The following is a 24807-nucleotide window of genomic DNA, read 5'->3' as shown; positions in this document are numbered from 1 at the left end:
CCCGCCGGTGGTGGCATCGGCGGCAGCGCCCGGAAACCGGCTGCCGGGCGCTGCCGGGCACCTGACGGCGACTGCCCCGCGCGCCCTGCGAACCGCGCCCCAGCAGCGCCGCCGCGGCAGGCCGCCGGTGTCACCTCCACCGGCGGCCTGGCGCGGCTACCTCCGGGTCTGTCCGGGTACCAGGCCGACCTGCGGCGCGCCCATGCCCCGCAGTGCCTGCTGGGCCTTGTCCACCAGGCCGTCCGCTCCGCAGGAACGCGCCAGTGACAGGCCCCGGCCGAGTTCGGACACCGAGCGGGAGAGGATGCCGTACTCGACGCGGGCGGCCGCGTGTTCGTACTGGCAGGGCGAGGACTCCAGGAAGGTGACCGCCTGCTGGGCCAGCCGGACCGCGCGCTGGCCGGTCTCCAGGGCGGCGGCGCAGCGCAGGGCCTCCCCGATCGCGGTGTCGGTGCCGAAGCGCTCCGCCTGACGACGGGCCTCGGAGACGAGCCGGTTCGCCCGGTCCGGATCCTCGGTGGCCAGCGCCCGGGCGAGTTCGACGGCCCAGGGGACCATCACGGGGTTGAGGTGGCCGCGTGCGGCGGCCGCCTTCTCGGCCGCCTCCAGTTCGTTGATGCCGTCCTTGACCCGGCCTACGGCCAGCAGCAGCCGGCCACGCACCGAGCGCGGGTCGGGCAGCACGATCGTCGACGGGTACGGCGGGGCGAAACCGTACTGTTCGGCGGTCTCCCAGGCCTCGGCGACATGGCCGCGGGCCAGCAGGGTGTCGACGAGGTTGCAGGTGGCCGACCAGTACAGGGGCAGGCCGCGGCCGACGCGTTCGGCGACCCGCAGGGACTCCCTGAGGGACTCCTCCGCCTCCTTCAGACGGCCCCGGCGGCGCAGGCCCAGTCCGAGGTAGGCGTGGGCCAGCGCGAGGTGGCCGCCGCTCCATCCGGCGGACGTGTAGGCGCGCAACGCCTCGTTGAAGAGGGCGTCGGCGCGGTCGAGCCGGTCGGTGTAGGCGTAGGAGCTGGCCAGCATCATCAGCAGTTCGATGCCCCACTCCTGGTCGGTCCAGCCGAGCCCGGGGGCGAGACCGCCGTTGACGAGGGCGCGGTCGCAGAACTCGGCGACCTCCTCGGCGTTCTCGCCGTGGGTCATGGCGTCGAAGCCGCGCAGGATGAGCAGGGCGCGCTCGGCGTTGTCCCGGCCGGTACAGGTCGCGGCCAGCTCGGCGAGCCGCTCGGAGCGGCGCGGTGTGGTCGCCTCGCCGGCGTGCACGCCCTCCCACATGAACTGCACCGCCTGGAGTCGCAGCCGCGCGGGGCCGGGGGCGTGCCGGGCGGCCTCCGCCTCGACCGTGCGGACGGCTTCCTCCAGCTGGTCGTTGTGCAGAAGGGCCTGGGAGAGGCGGTAGACGGCGTCGACGCGCTCGGTGCCGTCGAGGCCCGGCATGGCGAGGGCGGTGCGCAGGTGGTCGATGGTCCTGGCGGGGGCGGTGAGGAGGGTGGCGCAGCCCAGTTCGTAGAGCACGTGCGCGTGCACCTCGGCGGCGGGCGGTTCGCTCAGGGCCCGTTCCAGACAGCGGCGGGCCGCGTCGGGGGCGCCGACGGCGAGGTGTTCGCGAGCGGCCTCGCGCAGCTGCTCGACGAGCTCCTCGTCGCCCTCCGCGTGCACCTGGAGCAGGTGCCGGGAGGCGGCCGCGAGGCCCTTGCCGGCGTCGGTGACGACCTGTGCGGCGATGCCGTGCATCGCGGTGCGCAGGCCTCCGGGGATGGAGTCGTAGACGGCGGAGGCGATCAGCGGGTGGACGAACTCCAGATCGCCGTCGCCCGCCGGGACGGCCCCCGGGACGGGCTCGGTGAGGATGCGGGCGTTGCGCAGCAGCTCGGCGCAGCGCGCGGCGTCGTCGCGGCCGAGTCCGGCGAGCAGGGCGGCCTGGTCGACGGAGATGTCGGCGCCGAGGATCGCGGCTGCCATGGCGAACTTGGTGGCGTCGACGCCGAGTTTCTCCAGGCGGTCGACGAGGCCGCCGCCGCGGGCCGCGCGGTTGAGGGCGCGCAGTTCGCCCGCCGAGGACTCGCTCGCCTCGAGTTCGCTGTCGCGGACCTTGGCGAGGAGTTCGACGGTCTCGTAGGGGTTGCCGTCGGTGACGGCCCACACCTCGCGGCAGAACGCGGCGTCGGCGTGCGGGCCGAGGGTGGCCCGGGTGAGGCCGGCGACCGCGGGCGGGGTCAGGGCGCTGAGGCTGGTGACGGCGCGGCCGGCGGCCGCACCGATGGCGTCGAGGTGGCGGGCGGCGTCGCCCTTGACCTCGCCGGGCCTGCGGGCCACCACGACCAGGACGGAGAGTTCGTCGAGGCGCTCGACGAACGCGACGAGCCAGCGCAGGGTCTCCTGGTCGGCCCAGTGCGCGTCGTCGATCAGCAGGACGAGCGGGTAGTCGCGCCTGGCCAGCCGGGTCACGGCGGCGACGAGGCCGTCGCAGACGCCCTGCGGGTCGGCGTGGCCCTCGCCGGGTTCCAATATGCCGAGGGCGGGGCCGGCGATGTCGTACCAGTCGCCGAGGTACTCGCGGGCCTCCTCCGGGTGCAGGGACAGCAGGGTGGGCTGCAGCAACTGCCGTACCACGTTGAAGGGGACGGACCGCAGTGTCTCGCCGCCGCGGGCCGACCAGACCGCGCAGCCGCGGCTCTCGGCGATACGGCGTGTCTCGGCCAACAACGCGGTCTTGCCGAATCCCGCCTCGCCCCGGAGCACCAGCAGGTGACCCGACGAGGACCGGTCGGCGCAGAGTGTCTCCACCGCCTCCGCGATGGCGGCGACTTCCCGCTCGCGCTCCCACAGGGAAGCCGAGGCGGCCGTCGTCGGCCCGACCTCCGTCATCCCGCTACCTCCCCAAGTCGCCCGAACGACGTACCGACGTCGAGCGTAGCCTTCCGGGGGCTCGCGCGGAGGGCGGTCCGGGCAGGTCCCGCCTCCAGGGTGACACGCGACGGTCCGGGACGCCCCGGCGGGCCTGCGGAAGTGGACCCCCGGCGTCAACGGCGGGTGATGGGCACCTAATTGACGTCCTATTCACGCCAGCCGGGCGGCGCGGCGCCCGGAACGGATTTCACGACAGTGCCCTCCCTCTCATCCGGCTTTCACCGACGCCTCATACGGTGGGGTCATGACGCAGGTGACTCCTCCCGGGTGGTATCCCGATCCGGGGCAGACAAGTGACGGTCCCGCCACCGAACGCTGGTGGGACGGCAAGGCATGGACGGACCAGACCCGCGCCGCGGGCTCGGCCGCCGTATGGGGTCCGCCGGCGCAGACCCCGGCGGACGGCGCGTACCCGGCGTATCCCGGTTATCCGGGGTATCCCGCGGCGCCGGCGGGCCCGCCCCCGCGGCGCGGACTGCGGACGGGCATAGCCGTCGCCGCGGCCGTGGCGGTCCTCGCCAGCATCGGGGTCGGCGTGTACGCGCTGGCCAAGGACGACGGCTCGGGCGGCGGCGGTGGCACGGCCCAGGGACCGGGCGGGCAGGGCGGGCCCGGCGGCGCGGGCGGCCAGGACGGCGGCGGTCAGGGCGGGCCCTTCGGCGACTCCGGTGGCTCGGGCGGCTCCGGCGGTTCGGGGGGCTCAGGGGGTTCCGGGGGCTCGGGCGGGGCCTCTCCCTCGCCCGGGGAGTCCGAGCCGCCGAAGATCAAGAGCGGTTCGGTGACCGACGCGCTCAACGGGATCAGCATCGCCATCCCGGACGGCTGGACCGGCCAGGAGCTGAGCGTGGGCGCCCAGATCACCTCCGACTCCTCCTACAAGTGCCCCGGCGACACCTCGAAGACCTGCACCAAGGGCGGCGTCTACTCGGCGCCCGTCGAGGTGCTGGAGACCAAGGGCGAGACCGCCGAGGCGGTCGCGAAGGCGGACATCTCGGCCAACGCCGAGGAGTCCTACGGCGGCACGACGTACGGCGCGATCACCTCGCACCAGGTGCTCGCCTCCAAGGCGGTGACGGTGGCCGGGCAGAAGGGCTACCTGGTGCGCTGGAAGGCGGTCACGAGCAAGGGTGCGGACGGCTATGTCGAGTCGCTGGCGTTCCCCGCGCCCGCGGACACCAAGCGGCTGGTCGTGCTCCGCTTCGGGCTCGACGCCGATCAGAGCGTGTCCGTCATCGACACCATCACCAAGGGCATCAAGGTGTCGACGGGCGGCGGCAGCGGCCAGGACGTCTGACACGGTCGGCCGGGTGGGGCACCCCTCCGCTCAAGGGGGCCCCACCCGGCCGGGTGGTGCGCGCCGCCCCCGTCCCCACGGTGCGGCGCGAGACAGGTCACCGTCCAGTCATCCCGTGGACGGCGGCCTGAGCCAGTGTCGATCTCTGTGCTGATCTCTGTTTCGGTCTGTGTTCCGGTCCGTGTTTCCGTCCCGGTGCCGGTCTGTGTTTCCGTCCCGGTGCCGGTCTGTGTTTCCGTCCCGGTGCCGGTCTGTGTTTCCGTCCCGGTGCCGGTCTGTGTTTCCGTCTCGGTGCCGGTCCGTGTTTCCGTCTGCGTTGCGGTCGGTGGCGGTCTCTAGGTGAGACCGAGCGCCGGCAGTACGGCGGCCTCCACGAAGCGGACCAGGTACTCCTCGTCCGCGTACTCCCCGTCGACGACGGGACGGGCGCGGATCACGCCGAACATCTGCGCCGGGATGTACTCCAGCGCCGGGTGGTCGCGGGCGACCTCGCCGCGCTCGACCCCGCGCCGCAGGATGTCGCGCAGGGCCTCGATCTCGGGGTCGACGATCGCCTCCCGCAGCGCCAGCGCGAGATCCTGGTCACCGGTGACGGCGTGGCCGAGCGCCTGCAGCAGCTTCGTGTCGTTCGTCGACCAGCGGCCGGTGGCCCGCGCGGCCTCGCGCAGGTCCTCGGCGAGCGAGCCCGTGTCGATACCGGTGAGCCGGGCCTCGCGACGCGAGCGCAGGGCGGCCACGACGAACTGGGGCTTGGTCTTCCACTGCCGGTAGAGCGTGGACTTGCTGCACCGGGTGCTGGCGGCGATGCCCTCCATGGTGACGGCCTCGTAACCGCATTCACGGACCTGGTTCAGCACGGCGTCGAAGAACTCCTGCTCACGCTCCGGCGTGAGCTTGGAGCGGCTCGTGGCGGCGACCGACTCGGGTCCGTCCGCTGCCTGCGACGTCATCTGCCTTCCCTCGCTTCTCGAGCGTCTCTGTGGTGTGCCTCGAGGCTCCCGCGAGAGCCTCTGACCAGTGTGGCGCACATCAATCGATACGTCAGTGTACCGGTACGCGCGCGTATCGGTACACTGACGTATCGGTACGACATCGTATCGATGGTGTATGCACGAGTAACGAGCGCGGCAGCACCACCCACACGCACCACCGTCAGTGAAGGGGCCGGGGGATGAATGCCCGCACCGAGCCTGGGAAAGCGGAGCCGGTCACACCGGCGCGGCCGCCCATAGTCCGAGAGTTCCTGCTGGTCGCAGGGCTCTTCCTCGTCTACAAGCTCGGCCGGCAGCTGGCCGCGGGCCACACCGGCGAGGCCTTCCGCAACGCACACGACGTGTGGCACGTCGAACGTCTGCTCCGACTGCCCGGGGAAGACTCCGTCCAGGCCCTGCTGCTGCACGGCGCCACCCTGGTCAAGGTCGCGAACACCTACTACGCGACCGTGCACTTCCCCGCCACCCTGGCCTTCCTGGTCTGGCTCTACCTGCGGCGCCCGGCCCACTACGTGTGGGCCCGCCGGGTGCTGGCCGCGGTCACCGCCGCCGCCCTGGTGCTGCACCTCGCCCTTCCGCTCGCCCCGCCGCGGATGCTGACGGCGACGGGACTGATCGACACCGCGCGCGTGTACGGGCCGTCGGTGTACGGCCCGCCGCGGACGGACCATCTGTCGAACCAGTTCGCGGCGATGCCCTCGCTGCACTTCGGCTGGGCGCTGATGGTCGCGATCGGCCTCGTCGTCGCCACCCGGTCACGGTGGCGGTGGCTGTGGCTGCTGCATCCGCTGCTGACCCTGCTGGTGATCGTGGGCACGGCGAACCACTACTGGCTCGACGCGATCGTGGCGGGCGCCCTGCTCGGCCTCGCGCTCGCGCTGATCCACGCCCCCCGGCGCACGGCCCCGACGCCGCGGCGCGACACCCGCGCCGCCGCCCCGGCCGAGAAGCCGGTCCTCGTGGGAGCGGGCCGATGAACGCCACCGTGGTCGCGGTCGTCCTGTCCCTCTTCTCGGCCGTCGCCTACGCGGCCGCCGCCGTCGCACAGGAACGGCTGGCCTCCCGGCACCCCGGCACCGGCCTGTTGCGTCTGCTCGGCAACGGCGCCTGGTGGTCGTCGGTGGGGCTGAACGCCGCCGCCGCGCTGCTGCACGTGGTCGCCCTCAAGTACGGACCGCTCACCGTGGTGCAGCCGCTCGGCGCGCTCACCCTGGTCGCGGCGGTGCCGATGGGCGCGCGGGTCGCCGGGCGCAGGGTCAGCGCCGCCGAGTGGCGGGGCACCGCCTTCACCCTGGCCGGGCTGGCGGCGATCCTGGTCACCGCGTCGGGCCCGGCTCCCGAGGACGTCCTGAGCGTGCCGGAGGCGGTGGCGGTGGCGGGCGCGACGGCGGCGCTCATCGGACTGCTGGCCCGGCGCGGCGCCAAGCCGGGGCTGCGGCACGCGACCGCGTCCGGCTTCGCCTCGGGCGTCGCCTCGGCGCTCACCCAGACCGTGACCGTGGCCGTGACGGACCGGTCGGGCCCGCTGCTCAGCGTGCAGGTGATCGGTGTGGCGCTGCTGGTCGCGGCCTTCGCGGCGGCCGGCCTGCTGCTGTCGCAGACCGCCTACCGGGGTGGCCTCGGCGCACCGCTGGCGATGGTGACCCTGGCGAACCCGGTGGCCGCCGCGGCGATCGGCCTCGCGCTCCTGGGCGAACGCCTCCAGGGCGGGGCGGCGGGTGTGCTCCTGGCGCTGGCCGGAGCGGGCGTCGCGGGCTGGGGTGTGGTGCTGCTGTCCCGGGCCGCGCCGGAGCCCGGTGCCGTCCAGGACGAGGATCACCCCGTGGCGGCGGTGCTGGCCCTGAGGCCGGAGACGGCGTCGGCGGAACCGGCCCTGCTGCCCCGGCCGACGACCGGTCCGGAGCACCTCACCCCGCTGTAGCCCCGAAGCGGGGCGGTGACACCCGACGGGGGTGTCACCGCCCCGCGACGGGCGTCAGCCGAGGCCGCGCGCGTCCTGCTTGAGCGCGGTGTCCACGGTCAGGGCCGTGGCGACGACCAGGCTCAGCAGCGGCTCGGGCAGCTGGTAGTGGATCTGGAGGACGTAGTTGTCCGCCGTGGTGAACATCGTCTTGGCGAGGCCTTCCCAGGTCTTGGTGATCCGGGCGACCTCGTTGTCGGCGTGGTCGACGATCGCGAAGTTCCACGCCCGCCAGTTCTCCGCCTTGATCGCGCCGATCTGACGGCCGTCCGCGTTGATGGCGAAGTTGATCTTTCCGAAGACGTTCTGCTGGACGATCTCGCCGACCGGCTGCCCGTCGGGGCGCGTCACGACCACCCGCGACTTGAGGAACTTCGCCGGACGCGTCAGCAGCAGCACCGGCTGCCCGTGGACGTCGCGGATCTCCAGCTTGTGCGTCAGGTACTGGTCGATGCTGACGACGAAGCGCAGGATCTTGCGCAGCGCGCTCTGGCCGACCTGGACGACCGAACCGAGCTGACCGCCCTGCTGGTCCATGACCTTGTACTCGTTGGTCAGCTCGATCAGCTTGGCCTTCTGGTTCACCACCAGCACCGGCTCGCTGAAGAGGGTGCCGCCACCGGGGCCGCCCGCGGCGACCCCGGCCTGCTGCTGCACCTGGCGCTGGACGCGCCCGTCCGGCCCCGCCTGGTGGGGCACCTGCGGCGCGGCCTGGCCCTTGCCGTCCTCGTGCGTGTGCTCGGTCCACTGGGCGCCGTCCCAGTAGCGCAGGATCCGGTCCGCCCCGTGCGGGTCCGGATACCAGCCTGAAGGTGTGTTCGAATGCGTGGTCACCGGGGCACATTACCCCGAGCCCACCGCGACCTGACCAGCCCCCACGATGCGGTGTTCACCGCGCATTTACCGTGGCAGCGGCCCAAGCGGTCACTCCGTGACGATCGCCGGGTCGCTCACGCCGGGGCGGCCGTTCTCGACGTGTCCGGCGAACCGCCGCAGGAACGCCGGGTCGGCGCCGGAGGTGACGGTGAGGTCGTACCACCGGCGGCTCGCCCGCAGGTCCAGGGTGCGCCGGAGCGAGCCGCCGGGCCTCAGCCTGACGGTCGTGGGCCGCCCGCCGTAGCCGTCGGCCACCTTCAGCTCCACCGTGCCGTAGCCCCGGTGGGTGAAGGTGAGTTCCAGACCGCCGTCGACGTGCCGGGCGGTCACCTCGGCCCCGGCCGCCTTGCCCGACCCCTTGAAGACGCGCAGGAATCCGTTCGGGCCGTGCACGGTCAGGTCGTGCGAGCCGCCCGAGTACGCCGAGTTCCAGGTGTCCGCGACCGTCGCGCCCGCCCCCGTGGTGTAGCTCCACGGTCCGTCGGCGCGGTTGCCGGAGGTGACCAGGAAGGCGGCGCCGGCCTCGGCCCCGGAGGCGAAGGTGAGGGTGAGGGTCCCCGCGGTCGGGTCCACCGAACCGTGCACGGCGGGCGCGTACGCGAGCGGGCGGGTGGGCCGCGTGCCCCGCTCCTGCTTCGGCAGGGCGGGGACGGCCGGCGGGGTGGGCACGTAGTCGGGGTGGCGGCCGCGGTCCGGGGGCTCGTAGCCGTCGGTGTCCGGGAGGGCGACCGGCCGGGTGTCCGGGCGGGTGAAGTCGAACGCGGAGGTCAGATCGCCGCACACCGCGCGCCGCCACGGCGAGATGTTCGGCTCGTGGACGCCGAAGCGGCGCTCCATGAACCGGATGACCGAGGTGTGGTCGAGCGTCTCGGAGCAGACGTAACCGCCCCTGCTCCAGGGGGATATGACGAGCATGGGCACCCGCTGGCCGAGTCCGTAGGGGCCGGCGGTGTGGCCGCTGTCGCCCGGGAAGACGTCGAGGCCCACGTCGACCGTCGAGCGGCCCTGCGCGGCCGAGGCCGGCGGGAACGGCGGGATCAGGTGGTCGAAGAAGCCGTCGTTCTCGTCGTAGGTGACGAACAGGGCCGTCTTCGCCCACACCTTCGGGTCGGAGGTGAGCGCGTCGAGGACCTGGGCGATGTACCAGGCGCCGTAGTTCGCGGGCCAGTTGGGGTGTTCGGAGAAGGCCTCGGGGGCGGCGATCCAGGAGATCTGCGGCAGCCGGCCGCCCTTGACGTCCGCCTTCAGCTGCTCGAAGTACCCCTCGCCCGTGCGGGCGTCGGTACCGGTGCGGGCCTTGTCGTACAGCGGGTCGCCGGGGCGGGCGTTCTGGTACTGCGTGAAGTAGAGCAGCGAGTTGTCGCCGTAGTTGCCGCGGTAGGCGTCCTGGATCCAGCCCCAGCTGCCGTTCGCGTCGAGACCGTCGCCGACGTCCTGGTAGATCTTCCAGGAGACCCCGGCCCGCTCCAGGCGTTCGGGGTACGTCGTCCAGCTGTAGCCGGCCTCGTCGTTGCCGAGGACCGGCCCGCCGCCCTTGCCGTCGTTGCCCGTGTGTCCGGTCCACAGGTAGTAGCGGTTGGGGTCCGTGGAGCCGATGAACGAGCAGTGGTAGGCGTCGCAGACGGTGAAGGTGTCGGCCAGCGCGTAGTGGAAGGGGATGTCCTCGCGGGTCAGGTACGCCATCGTCGTGGCGCTCTTCGCGGGCACCCACTTGTCGTACCTGCCGCCGGCGAAGGCGACATGGCCGTCGTTCCAGCCGTGCGGGAGGTCCTGGAGGAAGGCGAGACCCAGGTCGTCGGCGTCGGGGTGGAACGGAAGGACGTCCTTGCCCGCGCCGTCCGCCTGGTGCCAGACCGGCTTGCCGTTCGGCAGGGTGACCGGGCGCGGGTCGCCGAAGCCTCTGACACCCCGCAGCTTGCCGAAGTAGTGGTCGAAGGAGCGGTTCTCCTGCATCAGGACGACGATGTGCTCGACGTCCTCGATCGATCCCGTGCGGTGGTTCGCGGGCAGCGCGGCGGCACGTTCGATGCTGCCGGAGAGTGCGGTGAACGCCGTCGTGGCGCCCGCGAGTTGGAGGAATCGGCGCCGGTTGACTTCGGGCATGGGTGAGGCACCTCTCGTACGGAAGGGCTGCGCCTGCCGGTTCGTGACGCAATGCGCGCGCAAGGAGTGTTCCAAGGGCACCGAACGTCAGGGAAGGCCCGGATGACGCCGGTGTGAAAGTCGACGGTACGAGGGATGTGCGGCGGACCAAGAGATTCCCAAGCCGCTCCGGCCCGCCGACTCCGACCGGCGACTCCGGGACCGGGATCGATGGCCGGTGGTCAGTGGCCGGATCGGTGGTCGGTGGCCGGCGGTCGGCCGGTAGCCCGCACTCCGTGCGTCCGCCGGGCAGCACCTACGGCTGACCGGTGGCACCGGTAGGCACCGAACCGGCCCCAACCCCGCTGCCGGGGTATCGGTCGTTCCCTTTCATCTCAGGCGACGAAAGGGACAAAATCTGTTCATTCATGACTGAATGTGATGAGCCTATCTCTATAGGTACTTAATCCTTTAAACTCTCCTGCATCACGCCAGGAAGCGCGCTGGGGGCGCGCGCCGGGGGGAGCTGGTCGTCGTGCGCCGTAGAGCCTTCTTCGCCACCCTGCCGGGCTGGGCCGCGCTCCTGTTTCCACCGGGACTCGGCGCGGCGCCGGCCCAGGCCGCCGACCCGGTCGCACCGTATGTCGAACTGACGCCGAACACAGGGCAGTTGGCGTCCGGCGGTGCTCCCCTGACGGTCGACGGCTTGTTCCACAACACGCTGAACACGGCCATCACCAACAGCTTCATCGTCTCCGTGGGCATCCGACTCGCCCCGCCCGCAACACCGCTGACACCCCAGCAGGTTCGCGTGGAGTGGTTCGACGCGGCCGCGTCCGTGTGGCGCGCGGTGGAGCTGACGCCGGGAGACACCGCCCTCTCCGGTTTCCTGAGCACGGACGCCGGTCTGCCGTCCGTGGGCACCCTCCCGGCGGGCGGCACCGCTCGGATCGGTCTGCGCATCGCGCTCACCGCCCGGGTTGCGACCCCGAACACCGTCCAGTTCGTCGCGCAGGGCCTCATCCAGCCGAGCCCGTTGATCGACCCGGTGGCGCTGATGGACGGCAAGGCGTCCTATGCCGTCGTCGCGCAATCGACGGCCACGGGATCGGCGTCGGCCTCGGCGTCGGCGTCGGCGTCCGTCAGCGCCACTGCCGACGTGAGCGCCTCGGCTTCACCTTCTGCTTCTGTTTCCGCTTCTGTTTCTGCTTCTTCTGCTGTTTCCCCTTCCGTTTCCACAGTGCCGTCCTCGGCCGTGGCGTCCGGCGACCCGTCGCTGTCGGCCGTACCGGCGCCGGCGGCTCCACAGGCGCTGTCCGGCGGTACGGACGGGGAGCAGCTCGCGAACAGCGGAAGCCCCGCCCTGGCCGCCGCCGGCGTCGCCGCACTCGTGGTCGCCGCTGGTGCCGCCCTCGCCGCGACCCGGCGCCGCCGCCACGGGCGGGGCTGACCCGGCGGCGGACGACACGCCGCCACGGGACGCGTATGTGCACCGCCGGTCCGTCCCCACGGGAGGAATTCATGCACCAGTACACGGGGCAGGACGTCCTGCGTGAAGTGGTCCGCGGCATCGCGCCGGCCGAACTGGAGAAGGTCGACGAGACCTGCCGGGCCTACACCGCCCGGCCGTACCCCCCACAGCCCTTGCACCGCCCGGCCGGGGACCCGCTGGGTGACGGGATCCAGACGGCCGTCCTGTTGCCGGTCCTGGTGGCGGTGGTCGCGCAGATCCTCGCCGACCTCGCCTCCGGACGCATCCGGGCCGGCGGCAGCAGACTGGGACGGTGGTGGCGGCGACGGCGGCTGCGCGGTGCCGCGGCCGACGAGCGGCGTGCGGCACTGACCGCCGTCGTCCCGGAGCTCTCCGGGGTGACGCGGCAGGAACTCACCGACTGGGCCCTGGCCCAGAGCCGGACCGCCCGGCTGTCCCCCGCGCAGGCCGAGGCGTGCGCCCACATCGTCGTCGTGGCCGTGGTGCGGCCACCGGCGGAGCCCGCGAACGGCCCGGCACCGGACGCCCAGGAGGAACCGGAACCCCCCGACTCCGACGAGGGACATGACTCCCGCCGGGAACCGGGCGAGGTGCGGGCGCCCGCGAACACACCGCCGTCGTGAGCGGCGCGCCGGACACCGCCGCGCACGCCGCCGAACGGCGCGAGAGGGCCCGCGCGCTCGTGTCCAGCCCGTTGCCCATGCCGACCACCACCCGGCTGGTGCTGCTGGTCCTCGTCGCGGGCGCGGGTGCCTCGTTCGCCGCCTGGTGGTGGCTGGTCCTGGGGCAGGGCAACTGGCCGGGCGCCCAACTCGCCTGTCTGCCGGCCGCCGAGGGCCCGCCCGACGCGGTGCTCGCCCGGTTCACCGGTTGCGTCGACGACGTCCGGCTGACCCAGTCGGCAGTGGTGCTGTGCGGGCCGCTCGGGCTGCTGGTCCTCGCCCTGCTCGGCCGGGCCGCCGGACGCCGGCTGAGCCTGTGGCGGTGGGCGGCTCGGCCCGACCGCTCGTCGCTCTCCGCCCGGCTGACCGCCGTACTGCCCGACGGGGACGGCGACCGGGAGGGGCCCCGGCCGACGCTGTGGGTGCGCGGGGGGCGGCGCATCGGGGTCGGGGCCCGTGCATCGGGGACCGCCCGAAAGCCGTGGATCGTGGCCGACTCGAACACCTTCAACCTGCCCGACCGGCAGGTGGAGGCGGTGTTCCGGCACGAACTGGCCCATCTGCGCCTGCGGGACGTGGGCCGGGTACAGCTCGCCGTCGCGGCCTGGTGGGTCCTGCTCGCGGGGGTCACCCTGCCGGTGGGCGCCGCACTGCTGCTGGACCCCGGCCTGCTCAGCGTCGGCCTGCTGGCGCGGATGCCGGTCGTCCTGGTCGTCCTGCTGCTCACGCTGTGCGCGGTGCTGCGCGTGCGGGAGCACGACGCCGATCTCGCGGCGGAGGCGGATCCGCGCGCACCGCTGGGCGCCACCTCCGAACACGTCGCCTCCGACGTGCCGCCGAACCTTCGCCGGCGGCTTCTGCGCGCCGCGGGCCTCGCCAGCCATCCCACCTCCGGGACGCGCCTCGCCGTGCTCGCGGACCCGGCGCGAGCGTGGGGGGTTTCGGCCGCCGAGTGTCTGGCCACGGGGGTGGCCGCGGGACTGCTCTTCACCGAACTGGCCCTGCTGGCCGCCTCCTTGCTGCCCGGCCGAGCCCAACTCGCCTACGACCTCGCGGGGTTGTTGACCGGCTGGATGGTGGCCGGGGTGGTGGTCGTGGCCTGGTGGCGGGCCGTCGCGGTGGGGCACGGGGACGCGTCCGGCGGGCGTCCGGCACGGGCCGGGGCGGCGCTCGGTCTCGGTGTGCTCGTCGGCAGCCAACTGTCCGGGCGGGCCGCCGGTGACTGGGTACGGGACACCGGAACCGCGGACGGACTGGCCACGGCACTCTCCCTCACCCACGCTCCCCGGGCCCAGGTGCTCGCCCTGGCGGTGGCCCTGATGATCGGCGGGGCGTTGTTCGCCACCTGGACCACCTCTCTCGCCCGGGCCGCACGGGCGGAAGTGACCGGGCCCCGCTCGGCACCCGCGTGCGCGGCGGCCGTCGTCGTGTCCGGGCTGCTGATGGCCGTACCGCTGGGCAGCTGGTTCCTGTTCGCCCGCCTGGTGGCGGCCAGCGCCGCCCCGGACATCCGGTGGAGCGTGATCGCCACGCCCTGGTGGGTGACGGGCGTCCTGGTGAGCGTCGGCGGGGCACTGGTTCCGCTCGCCCGGGCGGCGCGGCGCGCCGGGGAAGGGATCACCGCTCGCCGCTTCGGGCCCGTGGCGGTACTCGCTTGCGCCGGGGTCGTCGTCACGGCGGGGGCCGGATGGGCCACGGTCGGCGGCGGCTTCGCCGGGACGTCGGCGACATCGGTCACCCGGTCCTCCGGCCCCCCGGCCACGGTCACCGCCCGACCCGGCTCACCGACCACCGCCGACGACAGGAGCGTGCCCATCGAGGACCTCCCCGTTCTCCCGCCCGAGGAGGAGCGCACGGCCCAACTGCGCGCGGACACAGCCCTCGTGTGCCGTGCGCTGACCCTCGGCGGAACCGTCATCTGGACCGACCCGCAGCGCCGGCGCGACACGGCCGATCTGCTGGGCGGCCTCGACGACACCGTCCTGCGCGCCGCCTCCGCGGTACTGCTGCGCGACCCGGCCGGTCCGGTGGACCGAGAGGCGCTGGTCGCCTCACTCCTGCGCTGCGACCTGTACTTCCGCTACCACCGCTGAGCCTGCGCGCTCCCGGACCCGATGACCCGCCCACCCTTCCAGGAGGCATGCGTGAGCCGGACGACCACCGCGACGAGCACCGCCCGCCGACGCCGGTTCGCCGCCGCGCCGGTCGTGGCGGCACTCCTGGCCACGGCTCTCACCGCGTGCGGCGACGCCACCGACCAGGCGGACACCGTCGTACCGGTCGAGCCGTCCCTGTCCTCGCCCCCGGCCCCGACCGCGCGCCCGAACCCCTCCGGTTCCGTCTCCGCTTCCGTTTCCCCATCGGTTTCCCCGTCCGCTTCCGTTTCCGCGAAGGCCTCGCCGGGCTCACGCTCGGGAAACGGAAACGGAAAGGATCGGCATACGACGGGCGTTACGGGTGGCTCCGGCACGTCAGGGAGCGGGGCGGGCGCCGGATCCGGCAGGAACGGCGGGAGCGGCGGATCCGGCGGCAACGGGAGCGGCGGTGGCTCGGGCCCGGGATCCGGTGGCGGCTCGACGTCCGGAGCCGGCACCCCGGCCGCCCCCGAACTCCCCACCTCGGCCCAGCTGTCCGCCGCACTGCTGACGACGGGCCAGCTGCCCGCCGGCTATGTGCGGACCGGCTTGCGCAACGATCCCCCCACCCGCTCGAACCGCCCCGAGTGCGTCGGCACGCTCAACGCGCTGGAGTCCTACCGCAGTACCCGTGCCGGCGCGGTCGAGGCCCGGGCCACCTTCGCCCAGAGTCAGAGCGGACCGTTCCTCCAGGAGGTCATGCGCGGGCTGCCGGGCTCCGGCGCGCGACAGGACCTCCGGCAGGCGGCGGCCGTGCTGTCCGGCTGCGCCGAGTTCGCCATCGGCTGGAGCGACGGCATGACCGGCACGGAGCGTGTGGTGAAGCACGGTTCGGCAGGCATCGGAGACGCCTCCTGGCACGCCACGGTCACCGTGACCAGCGAGACCTTCACCGTCCAGGAGACCCTGGTCCTGGTGGTCGTGGGGCAGACGCTGGTCGTGATCAGCGAGGCGGGCAGCCCCACGGCACCCGCCCGCTCCCGAACCCTGTCCTTGGCCCGCACGGCAGCGACCCGCGTCCCCTGACCCCCACGTCCCCTGACCCGCGCGTTCCCGGACGGGACTGCCGCCCGGGCGTTCCACTGAGGGGGGAGGAGCCGGTTTCTGCGCGTTTCATTGATTGTACCGACCGTTAGGTCTATCTTTCCGGCAGTCGCACCGCCTCTTCATGCACCGCGCGCTCGTCCCCCACCTCCCGGCCCGCAGCCGCTCGGGCCGTTCCCTGGTTCTCCGCTCACCCATGGAAGGCCCCGATGTCGCAGACACCCACCGTCGCTCCGCCGGCCCCGGAGAGATCCGCCACCACCTCGCGCAACGTCCTCATGGTCGTCGCGCTCGTGTGGACCGTCCAACTGGTTGCGCTCATGGCCGCGTTGTCCGGCATCGCGCAGGCAGAGGTCGCGATCCACTTCCGGACCACCGAGATCGCCTGGTTCACCCTGATGACCCTGCTGACCGGGACCTTCTTCCTGCCGTTCGCGGTCAAGGCCGCAGCCCTCTTCGGCAAGAAGCGCGTCCTGCTCGTCGCCACCGGACTCGGCTTCGTGGGCGACCTGATCGCCGCCGTCGCGACCGACTACCGCACGCTGCTGATCGGGCGCGGCATCGCTGGCGTCTACGCGGCCACCGCCCCGCTCGCCTACGCCATCACCCGCGACGTGTTCCCCCGCCGCTGGGTCGGACTCGCCAGCGGGATACTCGCGGGCGGTGTCGGCCTCGTCGCCTTCGGAGGGCCGTTCCTGTCCGGCTGGCTCCTGGACGACTACGGCTTCCGCGGCGTGTTGTGGTTCATGGCCGTCAGCACCGCGGTGAGTTTCGTCCTGGTGGCCGCCTTCGTGCCCGAGAGCCCGATCCGGGTGGCGGGCGGCCGGATGGACTGGATCGGTGGAATCCTGCTCGGCGGCGGCATCACCGCGATCGTCTATGCCGTCGGTCAGGGATCGCACTGGGGCTGGGACAGCGGCAGGTTCGCCGCGTACATCGGCGGGGCACTGATCGCGCTGGTCGCCTTCGTAGGCGTGGAACGCCGGGTCGCCGAACCGCTCTTCCCGCCGGCCATGACACGGCGCCGTCCGGTGTGGACCGTCCTGCTGGCCACATCCATCGCGGCCGGCTCGCTCAGCGCCGTCGGCGTGGTGATCCAGATGCTGATCCTGATGCCGAGCATCCCCACGATCTCCGAGGGCCTGGGCTGGTCCGGCACCCACAACGCCATCGTCACCAGCCCGATCAGCGCGATGATCATCGTGGCGGCCGTCGGCACCGGGTGGCTCGCCCGCCGGGTGGACGCGCGCATCCTGCTGGGTGCCGGTTCCGCGCTCACGGTCCTCGGCTACGGCATCGGCACCCAACTGCACCACAACGCCGCCCAGATCGTGGAGATGGGCCTGATCGCCGGGTTCGGCACGGGCATGGTCATGGCCATCGTGCCCATCATGATCATCGAGGTGGTCACCCCCGAGGAGCAGGCGCTGGCCAACGGCGCCCAGACCCTCGGCCAGGGCGTCGCTCAGATCATCGTCTCGCAGCTGGCCTTCGTCGTTATGGCCCAGCACGGAGCGATCCTCAAGGGCACCCAGTTCTACCTGGACGCCGGCTTCACGAACGGCCTCTGGCTGGTGGTCGGTTGCTGCGCACTGGGCGCGCTGCTCGTCCTCCTCGTCCCGCGGAGCAAGCGCCTCGACGAGGTCGAGGTCGGCCAGGCGGCCTGACCGCGCCGCCGCGCCGCCTCGGCGCCCCCCACGTGGGACCGGCTCCGCTCGCCTCCCTCCCCCGGCCGTTCGGCCGGGCAGGACGGCGCGGCGGAGCCGGTCCCACCCGCCTTGCGTGCGCCACCGCCCCGGCCCTCACCGGCACGGCCCTCACCGCCCCGGCCTTCACCGGCACGGCCTTCACCGGCACGGGCCGTCCGCGCCCGTCCGTCCCGCGCCCCTTCCGCTCGGCACGTCCCCCCGCGGCAGCCGCCCCAGGGCGGGCCATCACGCGTGAGGCCACCGGCCTTCACAGTCGTATGCGATCGCCCGCATACCGCAGACCGCAGACCTCGGGGCGGCCTACCGCACACCGCAGACCCCGGGCGGTCAACCGCATACCCGAGACCTCATATCGCATACGCCATACCGCAGACCGCAGACCGCAGACCGCAGACCGCAGACCGCAGACCGCAGACGATCCCTCGGCCACTGCCGACGCGCACGGCGAAACGCCGCGAGGGCCGGGCATTCCGCCCGGCCCTCGGCCACACCGTCCGCGCGCGTTCGATCACACCGTCCGGCCCACTGCTGTCGCGGCGTCACGCCGTAGCGGCGCAGCCGTGCGTGCATCCCTGCAGCCGTGCGGTGTGTGCGCCGCCGTACGCCTACACCTGGGCGTTCGCGTTCGCGGAATCGGCGATCGGCGTGAACTGGTGCTTCAGGAACGCGCCCGACCAGGCCATCAGATCCGACGGCACGTAGTAGCCCTTCTCGTCATTGATGGCGTCCCAGTTCCCCGCCACGTCCTCGACGGTGACGGAACCGCCCTCGTGGACATAGCCCTCGGTCGAGGCGATGAACAGGCGCGCGAAACGGCCGGCGCCGGCGGTGTAGATCTCCCCGTTGACCGGGCAGCTCTCGTGCGCGAGATACGCCACCATCGGCGCCACCGCGTCGGACGGCATGTACGGCAGGCCGGGAGCCGCCGGGGCGGGAGCGGTCCGGCCCGGAGCAGCCGGAGCGGGCTCCTCCTCGGGGCCGCCGCCCATCCGGGTCATGGCCGCGGGGGCGATCAGGTTGACCTTGATCCCGTGGGGCTCGCCCGACAGTTTCGCGCTGCGGGCCAGCCCGACCGTGCCCGCCTTCGCCGCCGCGTACGACAGGTTGTTGTCGAGCCCGAACAGGCCGCTGGAGGTGGTCAGTACGACGCGGCCGTACCGCTGCTCGACGAAGTGCGGCCAGGCGGCGCGCAGCGTGTTGAACGAGCCGACGAGGTGGACGGCGAGGTGTCGCTCCAGGTTGTCCGCGTCGACCTCCGGCAGACCGGCCCACCGGATGATGCCCGCGTTGTTGACGAGGACGTCGATGCGGCCGAAGTGCTCGATCACGGAGTCGACGACGGCCCGGCCACCCGCCGGTGTCGAGATGTCGTTGGTGTCGGCGACGGCCTCGCCACCGGCCGCGACGATCTCCTCGACGACCCGCTGCGCCGGTCCGGCGTCCGAGCCGTCGCCCTCCATGGATCCGCCCAGGTCGTTGACGACGACCTTCGCCCCGCGCTCCGCCAGCAGGCGGGCGTGGGCCCGGCCGATCCCCCGGCCGGCGCCGGTGACGACCGCGACGCGTCCTTCGAAGCTGAACTCGCTCATGCTGACTCCTGTTGTACTGCGGGTGCGGATGTGAATGCGGATGCGAATGCGGACGCGGTGGCGAATGCGGACGCGGTGGCGACTGCGGTGGCGGTGGCGGACGCGGTGGCCGGTCCCGCCCGGAGGGGTGGGACCGGCCGGTCGGCGCCGAGGCGCCCGGGGTGGTGCGGTGACGCGGGGCTACCAGGTCACCGGCAGCTCGCTGATGCCGAAGGCGAGCGCGTCGGCCGGACGGAAGCGGAGTTCGTCGCGGTCGACCGCGAGGCGCAGGGTCGGGACGCGCCGGTAGAGCGTGCCGTAGACGACCTGGAGTTCGATCCGCGCGAGCTGCTGGCCCAGGCACTGGTGGATGCCCCAGCCGAAGGCGTGGTGGTGGTTCGCCTTACGGGTGAGGTCGAGCTTCTCGGGCTCGGGGAACGCCTCCGGATCCCAGTTGCCGGCCGGCAGCGGGACGACGATGCCGTCCCCGGCCTTGATCTGCGCGCCCTCGAACTCGAAGTCCTCGGCGGCGATGCGCCGCTGTCCGAACATCGCGACGGTCAGGTAGCGCAGGATCTCCTCGACCGCGCCCGCGGCGTCCCGGGTGTCCTCGACCTCGCGCAGCCGCGCGATCTGTTCGGGGTTCTCCAGCAGCAGGGCGGTGCCCAGCGTGATCATGGTCGCGCTGGTCTCGTGGCCTGCGATGAGCAGGATCATGGAGAGCAGGGTGGCCTCGGGAAGGGTGAGGTCGCCCTCCTTGATGCGCGCGGCGAAGTCGGAGAGCACGTCGTCCGCGGGCTCCTCCATCTTCTTCCGCAGCAGCCCGGCGAGGTAGCCGCCCAGCGCCTCGCTCGCCCGGCGGTCGTCGTCGGCCGTCTTGTCGCTCCTGGTGGCGAAGGAGGCGTGCTCCTGGAAGAAGTCGTGGTCCTCGTACGGCACCCCGAGCAGTGCGCAGATCATCAGCGAGGGCAGCGGCAGCGACAGCGCCGTCACCAGGTTCACCGGCTTCGGGCCCGCCAGCATCTTGTCGACGAGCTCGTCCGTGAACCTCTGGATGTCCGGCCGCAGCGCCTCCATCCGGGGGCGGGTGAACGGGCGGGTCATCATGCGGCGGATCCGCGTGTGGTCGGCGCCGTCGGCGTTGAAGATCGTGAGCGGGTGGTGCGGGGCGGTCTCCGCCATGGCCCGGTTGGGATAGGGGAATCCCGGCCGCTTGTCGTCCGAGCTGACCCGCGGGTCGGACAGGATGGCGCGCTGGGCGGCGTGGCCCGTGACGAGCCAGGGGGTGCTGCCGTCCCAGATCCGGCCGCGGGTCACGGGACCCTTGTCGTTCAGGGCGCGCAGCCCGGGCGGCGGGGCGAAGGGGCACTTGGCGTCCCGCTCGTCCTGGTAGAAGTAGAGGGACTCGTCGGAATCATCGGGCGCGTCCCGGGTGTCTGCCTCGGCCATGGGTGGTCCTCCGGTGGGGGTTGGGGGGAACGGGCGAACTCGGGGTCTACTCCTCGAGGCGGATCGCGAGCGCCGGGCACACCGTGGCGGCGGTGCGGACGTCCTCGGCCAGCTCGGCGGGCGGGTTCTCGTCCAGCAGGACGACGATGCCGTCGTCCTCGCGCTGGTCGAACACGTCCATGGCGGCGGCCACGCACTGTCCGGCGGCGACGCACTTCTCCTCGTCGACGACAACCTTCATGGGAATCTCTCCTGATCGTTCAGTGGGTCGGGGCGGGAGCGTGGAGACCGTCGACGATCTCCTGACGGCGCATGCGGGCCTGCTTGGGCATGTTCCAGCCGAGCACCCCGGTGACCCGGCCCTCGCTGCGGTACCGGACGACGAAGCGACGGGCCGTCAGATCCCCCTCGACGACGTCGGCTTCGGCGTCGGGGGTCAGGAAGCCGTGCACCTGGAGCTTGGCGTCGTACTGGTCGGTCCAGAAGTACGGCACGGGGGCGTAGGGCCGGTTGGCGCCGAGGATCTCCCCGGCGACCGCCATGGCCGATTCCGTGGCGTTGGTCCGGTTCTCCAGGCGGACGAGCCGGCCGAGTCCCTCGTGGTGCCAGCGGGCCACGTCACCGACGGCGTAGATCCCCTCCTCCGCGCGGCAACGGGAGTCGCACACCACCCCGTTGTCGAGCTCCAGCCCGCTGCCGGCGAGCCACTCGGTCGCCGGGGTCGCGCCGATCGCCATGACCACCGCGTCGGCGGGGAGCACCTCGCCGGTGGCGAGCCGGACGCCGGTGACCCGGCCGTCCCCGGCCGTGAGTCCGACGACGCCGTTGCCGAGCCGGAGCCCGACGCCCCGCTCGGTGTGCAGGTCGGCCAGCAGGCCCGACACCAGCGGGCCCACCTGGAGGGCCATCGGCGCCGCCGGCGGGCCGGTGAGGGCGACGTCCAGGCCCAGGGTCCGTGCGGTGGCCGCTGTCTCGCAGCCGAGCACGCCCTCGCCGACGACCACCAGCCGGGTGCCGGCCGGCAGCCCTGCGCGCAGGGCCAGCGCGTCGTCGAGGGTGCGCAGTACGTGGACGCCGGCGAGGTCCTCCGAGCCGGGCAGGCGCCGGGCCCGGACCCCCGTGGCGATGACGATCGCGTCGGCCCGCAGCTCCCGTCCGGACGCCGTACGGACACCGCGCGAGGCCCGGTCCAGTGCGACCGCCGGGTCGCCCAGGACGAACTCGGCGTCGAGCGCCGACAGCACGTCCCGGGTGCGCAGTGCGGCCCGCTCCGGCTCCCACGCGCCGGAGAGCACCTGCTTGGACAACGGCGGCCGGTCGTACGGGGCGTGCGGCTCGTCGCCCAGCACCGTGATCCGGCCCTCGTAGCCCTTGCGGCGCAGGGTCTCCACGGTGGTCAGTCCGGACGCGGAGGCGCCCACTACCAGGACGCGGGCGGGGGCCCTGACGTCGTCGATGCTCATGCTCGGCTCCAGTACGGCGTGGGTGCGGTGTTCCGGGTGCGGTGTTCCGGGTGCGGTGTTCCGGGTGCGGACGGACGGCTCGCTCAGGTGAGGTAGCGCCCGCCGTTGACGCTGAAGGTCTGGCCGGTCACGTAGCCCGCCTCCGGCGAGGCCAGGTAGGCCACCGCGTGTGCGACGTCCTCGGGCGTACCGGCCCGCTTCATCGGCATGGTGGCCGCGACCGCGTCCACGTCGACGGGGCCCTGGCGCACCAGCGGGGTGTCGATGAACCCCGGCGGGACGTGGTTGACGGTGATCCCCTTGTCGATGTACTCGACCGCCAGCGCCCTGGTGAGGCCGATGACGCCACCCTTGGAGGCCGCGTAGTGCGCCATGGCGGGCGCGCCGGTCTGGGCGGAGGACGAGGAGATGTTGACGATCCGGCCCCAGCCGGCCCCGAGCATGTCGGGCACCAGCTCCTGGGTGACCAGGAACGGTCCTTTGAGGTTGATCCCGATCATGCGGTCCCAGGACGCCTCGCTGATCCGGGTGAAGGGCTCGTAGGCGGTCGTCCCCGCGTTGTTGACGAGGATCGTGACCGGCCCGAGTTCGTCGCGGGTGCGTGCCGCGGAGCGGGCCACGGCCGCGGCGTCGGCGGCGTCGCCGCCCACCGCGAGGGCCGTGCCACCGGCCGCCCGGATCTCCGCGGCGGTCTTCTCGGCGCCCTCGGTGTTCAGGTCCCAGACCGCCACGGCGGCACCCTCGGCCGCGAGCACGGTCGCGATACCGCGTCCGATTCCCCGCGCGCCGCCGGTGACGACCGCGACCTTTCCCTGAAGTGACATGTGTGCTCCTCGTGTGCTCGGTGTGGCCCCCGCTCGCCGGCTCCCGGGCGCGGGGTGCGCCCGGGCGGGGCCGTCAGCCCTCCAGCGCCTCGCGGGCGGCGGTGCGGGCGGCGACCGCCCGCGGGAACCCGGCGTAGCCGCTGGAGTGGTAGACGACCTCGGCGATCTCGTCCCGGGTCAGGCCGTTCGTCAGCGCGATCCGGACGTGGGTCTTCAGCTCGGTCTCGGCGCCGAGGGCGATGAGGATGCCGAGCGTGACCAGGCTGCGGTCGCGCGGGGCGAGCCCCTCGCGCCCCCACAGCGCTCCCCAGACACCGGTGAGACCGAGGTCGACGAGTTCCTCCCCGAAGCGGCCGTCCCGCAGATCGACGTCACCCTCGGGGAAGACGCCCGGCAGGGCGGCCCGCATGGCCTTCCAGCCCGCGGCCCGCAGATCGGTGCTTTCCTCGACGCTGTTGTCCCTCATGACTGCTCCCGTCGCGCGGCTTCGCGTCCCTGTAGCGAAAGTTAGACCAGACGGTCGGTACAATCAATGTCCCGGCCGAGATTCGCATCCATTGAACGAATCCGACACCTCCTCTACTCTCACCTCAATATTCGATCGACCGGTCGACATAACAATCAAGGCTCACGCGGGAGAGCACATGAGCGACACCACGCAGACGGGCCCGGCGGACCAGGGCCTCGTGGACGTACTGGTCATCGGCGCCGGCGTCACCGGCATCGGCCAGCTGTACCGGGCCCGGGAGTCCGGGTTCTCGACCAGGCTGCTCGAGGCGGGCAGCGGCGTGGGCGGCACCTGGTACTGGAACCGCTACCCCGAGGCGCGCTTCGACTCCGAGAGCTACACCTACGGCTACCTGTTCTCCAAGGAGCTGTGGGAGGAGTGGGAGTGGTCGGAGCACTTCGCCGGACAGCCGGAGATCGAGCGCTACTTCAACCACGTGGTCGACCGGTTCGACCTGCGGCGCCACATGGTGTTCGGCGCGAAGGTGACCGAGGCGGTCTGGGACGAGGCGACCGGCACGTGGGCCGTGCGCACCGAGGACGGCACCGCGTACCGGGCGCGTCACGTCGTGGCCGCGACCGGCATCCTCTCCGTGCCCTTCGTCCCCGGCATCCCGGGCCGTGAGGACTTCCGCGGCGAGCAGCACCACACCGGGCGCTGGCCCGCGACCCCGGTGGACTTCGCCGGAAAGCGGGTGGCGCAGATCGGCACCGGATCCAGCGGCGTCCAGATCGTGCCCGCGATCGCCGACGAGGTCGCGCGGCTGACGGTGTACCAGAAGGTGGCCGACTGGCTGACCCCGCTCAACAACCGGCCGATCACGCCCGAGGAGCAGGCCGAGCTCAAGGGCGGCTACGAGTCCGTCCGGGACACCCTCGACGCCTCGCCGAGCGGCTTCCTGCACCGGATCACCATGCGGTCGGGCCTGGAGGACTCCCCCGAGCAGCGCCAGGAGTTCTACGAGACGCGGTGGAACGGCCCCGGCTTCACCAAGCTCTCCGAGCACTACTACGACATGACCACCAACGCCACGGTCAACGAGGAGTGGTGCGAGTTCATCGCCGCCAAGATCCGCTCCATCGTCAAGGATCCGGCGACGGCCGAGAAGCTGATCCCCAAGGGGCACGGCTACGGCGGCCGCCGGCCCCCGTTCGGCACCGGCTACTACGAGGCGTACAACAAGCCGGCCGTCCAGCTCGTCGACATCAACGAGACGCCGATCGTCCGCGTCACCGAGACCGGGATCGAGACCTCCGAGGGCCACCAGGAGTTCGACATCATCATCTGGGCGACCGGCTACGACTTCGGCACCGGCGCCCTCAACCGCCTCGGCGTGCGCGGCCGCGGCGGTCTCCCGCTGGAGGAGCACTGGGCGGACGGGCCGTCGACCTACCTCGGGGTGACGACCGCCGGCTTCCCCAACTTCTGGTTCCCCGGCGGCCCGCACGGCGCGCTCGGCAACAATCCTCGCTACTCCGGCGACCAGGTGGACTACGTCATGGAGCTGCTCGTCCACGCGCGCGAGCACGGCCATGACGTCGTGGAGGTCACGACCGCCGCCGAACAGGAGTGGACGGACCTCGTCAACGACAGCGCGGGGCAGTCGTCCTTCCTCAAGAGCAGCTACTTCTACGGTGCCAACATCCCCGGCAAGCCGGTCAAGCAGCTGCTGAATCCGACCGGGCGCTGGAAGCTCCAGGAGCTGATCCGCGAGTCGGTGGCGAACGACTTCCCGGCCTTCACCTTCGCCAAGGCCCAGGACCAGGCCCAGGCCCAGGCCCAGGACCCGGATCCGCAGGTCTGAGCAGGCGGAACGCCCGTGCCGCCCGTGCCGCC

General features: G+C 72.7%; 19 protein-coding genes. 9 read left to right on the top strand and 10 right to left on the bottom strand.

The genetic code is table 11. From position 1 onward, the window contains the following. Positions 1 to 156: 156 nt before the first annotated feature. Positions 157 to 2871, bottom strand: coding sequence for an AAA family ATPase (locus tag ASD48_RS13290; protein ID WP_057601770.1), 2715 nt, complete (start codon positions 2869 to 2871; stop codon positions 157 to 159). A 286-nt stretch (positions 2872 to 3157) separates the two neighbouring features. Here ASD48_RS13290 and ASD48_RS13285 point away from each other — a divergent pair, with 286 nt between their 5' ends. Next, a complete protein-coding gene (locus tag ASD48_RS13285) occupies positions 3158 to 4207 on the top strand; it encodes a DUF2510 domain-containing protein (RefSeq protein WP_057601769.1) in 1050 nt (349 codons plus the stop codon). Between the two features lie 335 nt (positions 4208 to 4542). Here the strand turns inward: ASD48_RS13285 and ASD48_RS13280 are convergent, their stop codons facing one another. Then, positions 4543 to 5157 carry a TetR/AcrR family transcriptional regulator gene (locus ASD48_RS13280; protein WP_057601768.1) on the bottom strand — a complete coding sequence of 205 codons (615 nt, stop codon included), beginning with the start codon at positions 5155 to 5157 and terminating at the stop codon, positions 4543 to 4545. Positions 5158 to 5378: 221 nt separating this feature from the next. On the opposite strand from ASD48_RS13280, the gene ASD48_RS13275 reads away from it, so the two are divergent. Together ASD48_RS13275 and ASD48_RS13270 are read left to right on the top strand one after the other, a co-directional pair. After that, a complete protein-coding gene (locus tag ASD48_RS13275) occupies positions 5379 to 6176 on the top strand; it encodes a phosphatase PAP2 family protein (protein WP_057601767.1) in 798 nt (265 codons plus the stop codon). Further along, positions 6173 to 7120 (top strand): hypothetical protein, encoded by a 948-nt coding sequence (locus ASD48_RS13270; RefSeq protein ID WP_057601766.1) that lies wholly within the window; start codon positions 6173 to 6175, stop codon positions 7118 to 7120. The genes ASD48_RS13275 and ASD48_RS13270 overlap by 4 nt, the downstream gene beginning before the upstream one ends. 54 nt (positions 7121 to 7174) lie before the next feature. Here the strand turns inward: ASD48_RS13270 and ASD48_RS13265 are convergent, their stop codons facing one another. Further along, complete coding sequence (locus ASD48_RS13265; protein ID WP_057601765.1) at positions 7175 to 7993, bottom strand: phospholipid scramblase-related protein; 819 nt, start codon at positions 7991 to 7993, stop codon at positions 7175 to 7177. 90 nt (positions 7994 to 8083) lie between these two features. Beyond that, positions 8084 to 10138: a phospholipase C, phosphocholine-specific gene (locus tag ASD48_RS13260; RefSeq protein ID WP_057601764.1), complete on the bottom strand. Its 2055-nt coding sequence runs from the start codon at positions 10136 to 10138 to the stop codon at positions 8084 to 8086. 514 nt (positions 10139 to 10652) lie between these two features. On the opposite strand from ASD48_RS13260, the gene ASD48_RS13255 reads away from it, so the two are divergent. From ASD48_RS13255 to ASD48_RS13235, 5 genes are all read left to right on the top strand, one after another. Then, positions 10653 to 11567, top strand: a complete 915-nt coding sequence (locus ASD48_RS13255) for a hypothetical protein (RefSeq protein ID WP_057601763.1) — start codon at positions 10653 to 10655, stop codon at positions 11565 to 11567. Between the two features lie 71 nt (positions 11568 to 11638). Continuing rightward, on the top strand, positions 11639 to 12232 hold the full coding sequence (locus ASD48_RS13250; protein ID WP_057601762.1) for a hypothetical protein: 594 nt from the start codon (positions 11639 to 11641) through the stop codon (positions 12230 to 12232). After that, positions 12229 to 14364 (top strand): M48 family metalloprotease, encoded by a 2136-nt coding sequence (locus ASD48_RS13245; protein WP_057601761.1) that lies wholly within the window; start codon positions 12229 to 12231, stop codon positions 14362 to 14364. Before ASD48_RS13250 ends, ASD48_RS13245 begins: the two co-directional genes overlap by 4 nt. A gap of 51 nt (positions 14365 to 14415) precedes the next feature. Then, the gene (locus tag ASD48_RS13240; RefSeq protein WP_057601760.1) at positions 14416 to 15432 is read left to right on the top strand and encodes a hypothetical protein; all 1017 of its coding nucleotides are present in this window, start codon (positions 14416 to 14418) and stop codon (positions 15430 to 15432) included. 227 nt (positions 15433 to 15659) lie between these two features. Then, positions 15660 to 17117: an MFS transporter gene (locus ASD48_RS13235; protein ID WP_057601759.1), complete on the top strand. Its 1458-nt coding sequence runs from the start codon at positions 15660 to 15662 to the stop codon at positions 17115 to 17117. 647 nt (positions 17118 to 17764) lie between these two features. Here the strand turns inward: ASD48_RS13235 and ASD48_RS13230 are convergent. The 6 genes from ASD48_RS13230 to ASD48_RS13205 form a co-directional block, all read right to left on the bottom strand. Further along, the gene (locus ASD48_RS13230; RefSeq protein ID WP_057601758.1) at positions 17765 to 18748 is read right to left on the bottom strand and encodes an SDR family NAD(P)-dependent oxidoreductase; all 984 of its coding nucleotides are present in this window, start codon (positions 18746 to 18748) and stop codon (positions 17765 to 17767) included. Positions 18749 to 18928: 180 nt separating this feature from the next. Next, complete coding sequence (locus tag ASD48_RS13225; protein WP_057601757.1) at positions 18929 to 20176, bottom strand: cytochrome P450; 1248 nt, start codon at positions 20174 to 20176, stop codon at positions 18929 to 18931. Between the two features lie 46 nt (positions 20177 to 20222). Next, positions 20223 to 20417 (bottom strand): ferredoxin, encoded by a 195-nt coding sequence (locus ASD48_RS13220; protein WP_057601756.1) that lies wholly within the window; start codon positions 20415 to 20417, stop codon positions 20223 to 20225. Between the two features lie 19 nt (positions 20418 to 20436). Then, positions 20437 to 21639 (bottom strand): FAD-dependent oxidoreductase, encoded by a 1203-nt coding sequence (locus ASD48_RS13215; protein ID WP_057601755.1) that lies wholly within the window; start codon positions 21637 to 21639, stop codon positions 20437 to 20439. 83 nt (positions 21640 to 21722) lie between these two features. Continuing rightward, a complete protein-coding gene (locus tag ASD48_RS13210) occupies positions 21723 to 22463 on the bottom strand; it encodes a glucose 1-dehydrogenase (RefSeq protein ID WP_057601754.1) in 741 nt (246 codons plus the stop codon). Positions 22464 to 22536: 73 nt separating this feature from the next. Then, positions 22537 to 22929, bottom strand: coding sequence for a carboxymuconolactone decarboxylase family protein (locus ASD48_RS13205; protein ID WP_107104306.1), 393 nt, complete (start codon positions 22927 to 22929; stop codon positions 22537 to 22539). A 178-nt stretch (positions 22930 to 23107) separates the two neighbouring features. On the opposite strand from ASD48_RS13205, the gene ASD48_RS13200 reads away from it, so the two are divergent. Beyond that, positions 23108 to 24775, top strand: coding sequence for an NAD(P)/FAD-dependent oxidoreductase (locus ASD48_RS13200; protein WP_057601753.1), 1668 nt, complete (start codon positions 23108 to 23110; stop codon positions 24773 to 24775). Positions 24776 to 24807 lie beyond the last annotated feature (32 nt).

The sequence above is a fragment of the Streptomyces sp. Root1310 genome (genome assembly GCF_001426425.1).
GTDB lineage: Bacteria > Actinomycetota > Actinomycetes > Streptomycetales > Streptomycetaceae > Streptomyces.
The sequence above is the reverse complement of the archived record's forward strand: the minus strand, read 5'-3'. Positions and strand labels throughout refer to the sequence as shown.

What these genes read in the sequence shown, in the direction of transcription:
- ASD48_RS13290 (WP_057601770.1), bottom strand. Translation starts at nt 2,871, where the DNA reads ATGACGGAGGTCGGGCCGACGACGGCCGCCTCGGCTTCCCTGTGGGAG.
- ASD48_RS13285 (WP_057601769.1), top strand. Translation starts at nt 3,158, where the DNA reads ATGACGCAGGTGACTCCTCCCGGGTGGTATCCCGATCCGGGGCAGACA.
- ASD48_RS13280 (WP_057601768.1), bottom strand. Translation starts at nt 5,157, where the DNA reads ATGACGTCGCAGGCAGCGGACGGACCCGAGTCGGTCGCCGCCACGAGC.
- ASD48_RS13275 (WP_057601767.1), top strand. Translation starts at nt 5,379, where the DNA reads ATGAATGCCCGCACCGAGCCTGGGAAAGCGGAGCCGGTCACACCGGCG.
- ASD48_RS13270 (WP_057601766.1), top strand. Translation starts at nt 6,173, where the DNA reads ATGAACGCCACCGTGGTCGCGGTCGTCCTGTCCCTCTTCTCGGCCGTC.
- ASD48_RS13260 (WP_057601764.1), bottom strand. Translation starts at nt 10,138, where the DNA reads ATGCCCGAAGTCAACCGGCGCCGATTCCTCCAACTCGCGGGCGCCACG.
- ASD48_RS13250 (WP_057601762.1), top strand. Translation starts at nt 11,639, where the DNA reads ATGCACCAGTACACGGGGCAGGACGTCCTGCGTGAAGTGGTCCGCGGC.
- ASD48_RS13235 (WP_057601759.1), top strand. Translation starts at nt 15,660, where the DNA reads ATGTCGCAGACACCCACCGTCGCTCCGCCGGCCCCGGAGAGATCCGCC.
- ASD48_RS13230 (WP_057601758.1), bottom strand. Translation starts at nt 18,748, where the DNA reads ATGAGCGAGTTCAGCTTCGAAGGACGCGTCGCGGTCGTCACCGGCGCC.
- ASD48_RS13225 (WP_057601757.1), bottom strand. Translation starts at nt 20,176, where the DNA reads ATGGCCGAGGCAGACACCCGGGACGCGCCCGATGATTCCGACGAGTCC.
- ASD48_RS13220 (WP_057601756.1), bottom strand. Translation starts at nt 20,417, where the DNA reads ATGAAGGTTGTCGTCGACGAGGAGAAGTGCGTCGCCGCCGGACAGTGC.
- ASD48_RS13215 (WP_057601755.1), bottom strand. Translation starts at nt 21,639, where the DNA reads ATGAGCATCGACGACGTCAGGGCCCCCGCCCGCGTCCTGGTAGTGGGC.
- ASD48_RS13210 (WP_057601754.1), bottom strand. Translation starts at nt 22,463, where the DNA reads ATGTCACTTCAGGGAAAGGTCGCGGTCGTCACCGGCGGCGCGCGGGGA.
- ASD48_RS13205 (WP_107104306.1), bottom strand. Translation starts at nt 22,929, where the DNA reads ATGAGGGACAACAGCGTCGAGGAAAGCACCGATCTGCGGGCCGCGGGC.
- ASD48_RS13200 (WP_057601753.1), top strand. Translation starts at nt 23,108, where the DNA reads ATGAGCGACACCACGCAGACGGGCCCGGCGGACCAGGGCCTCGTGGAC.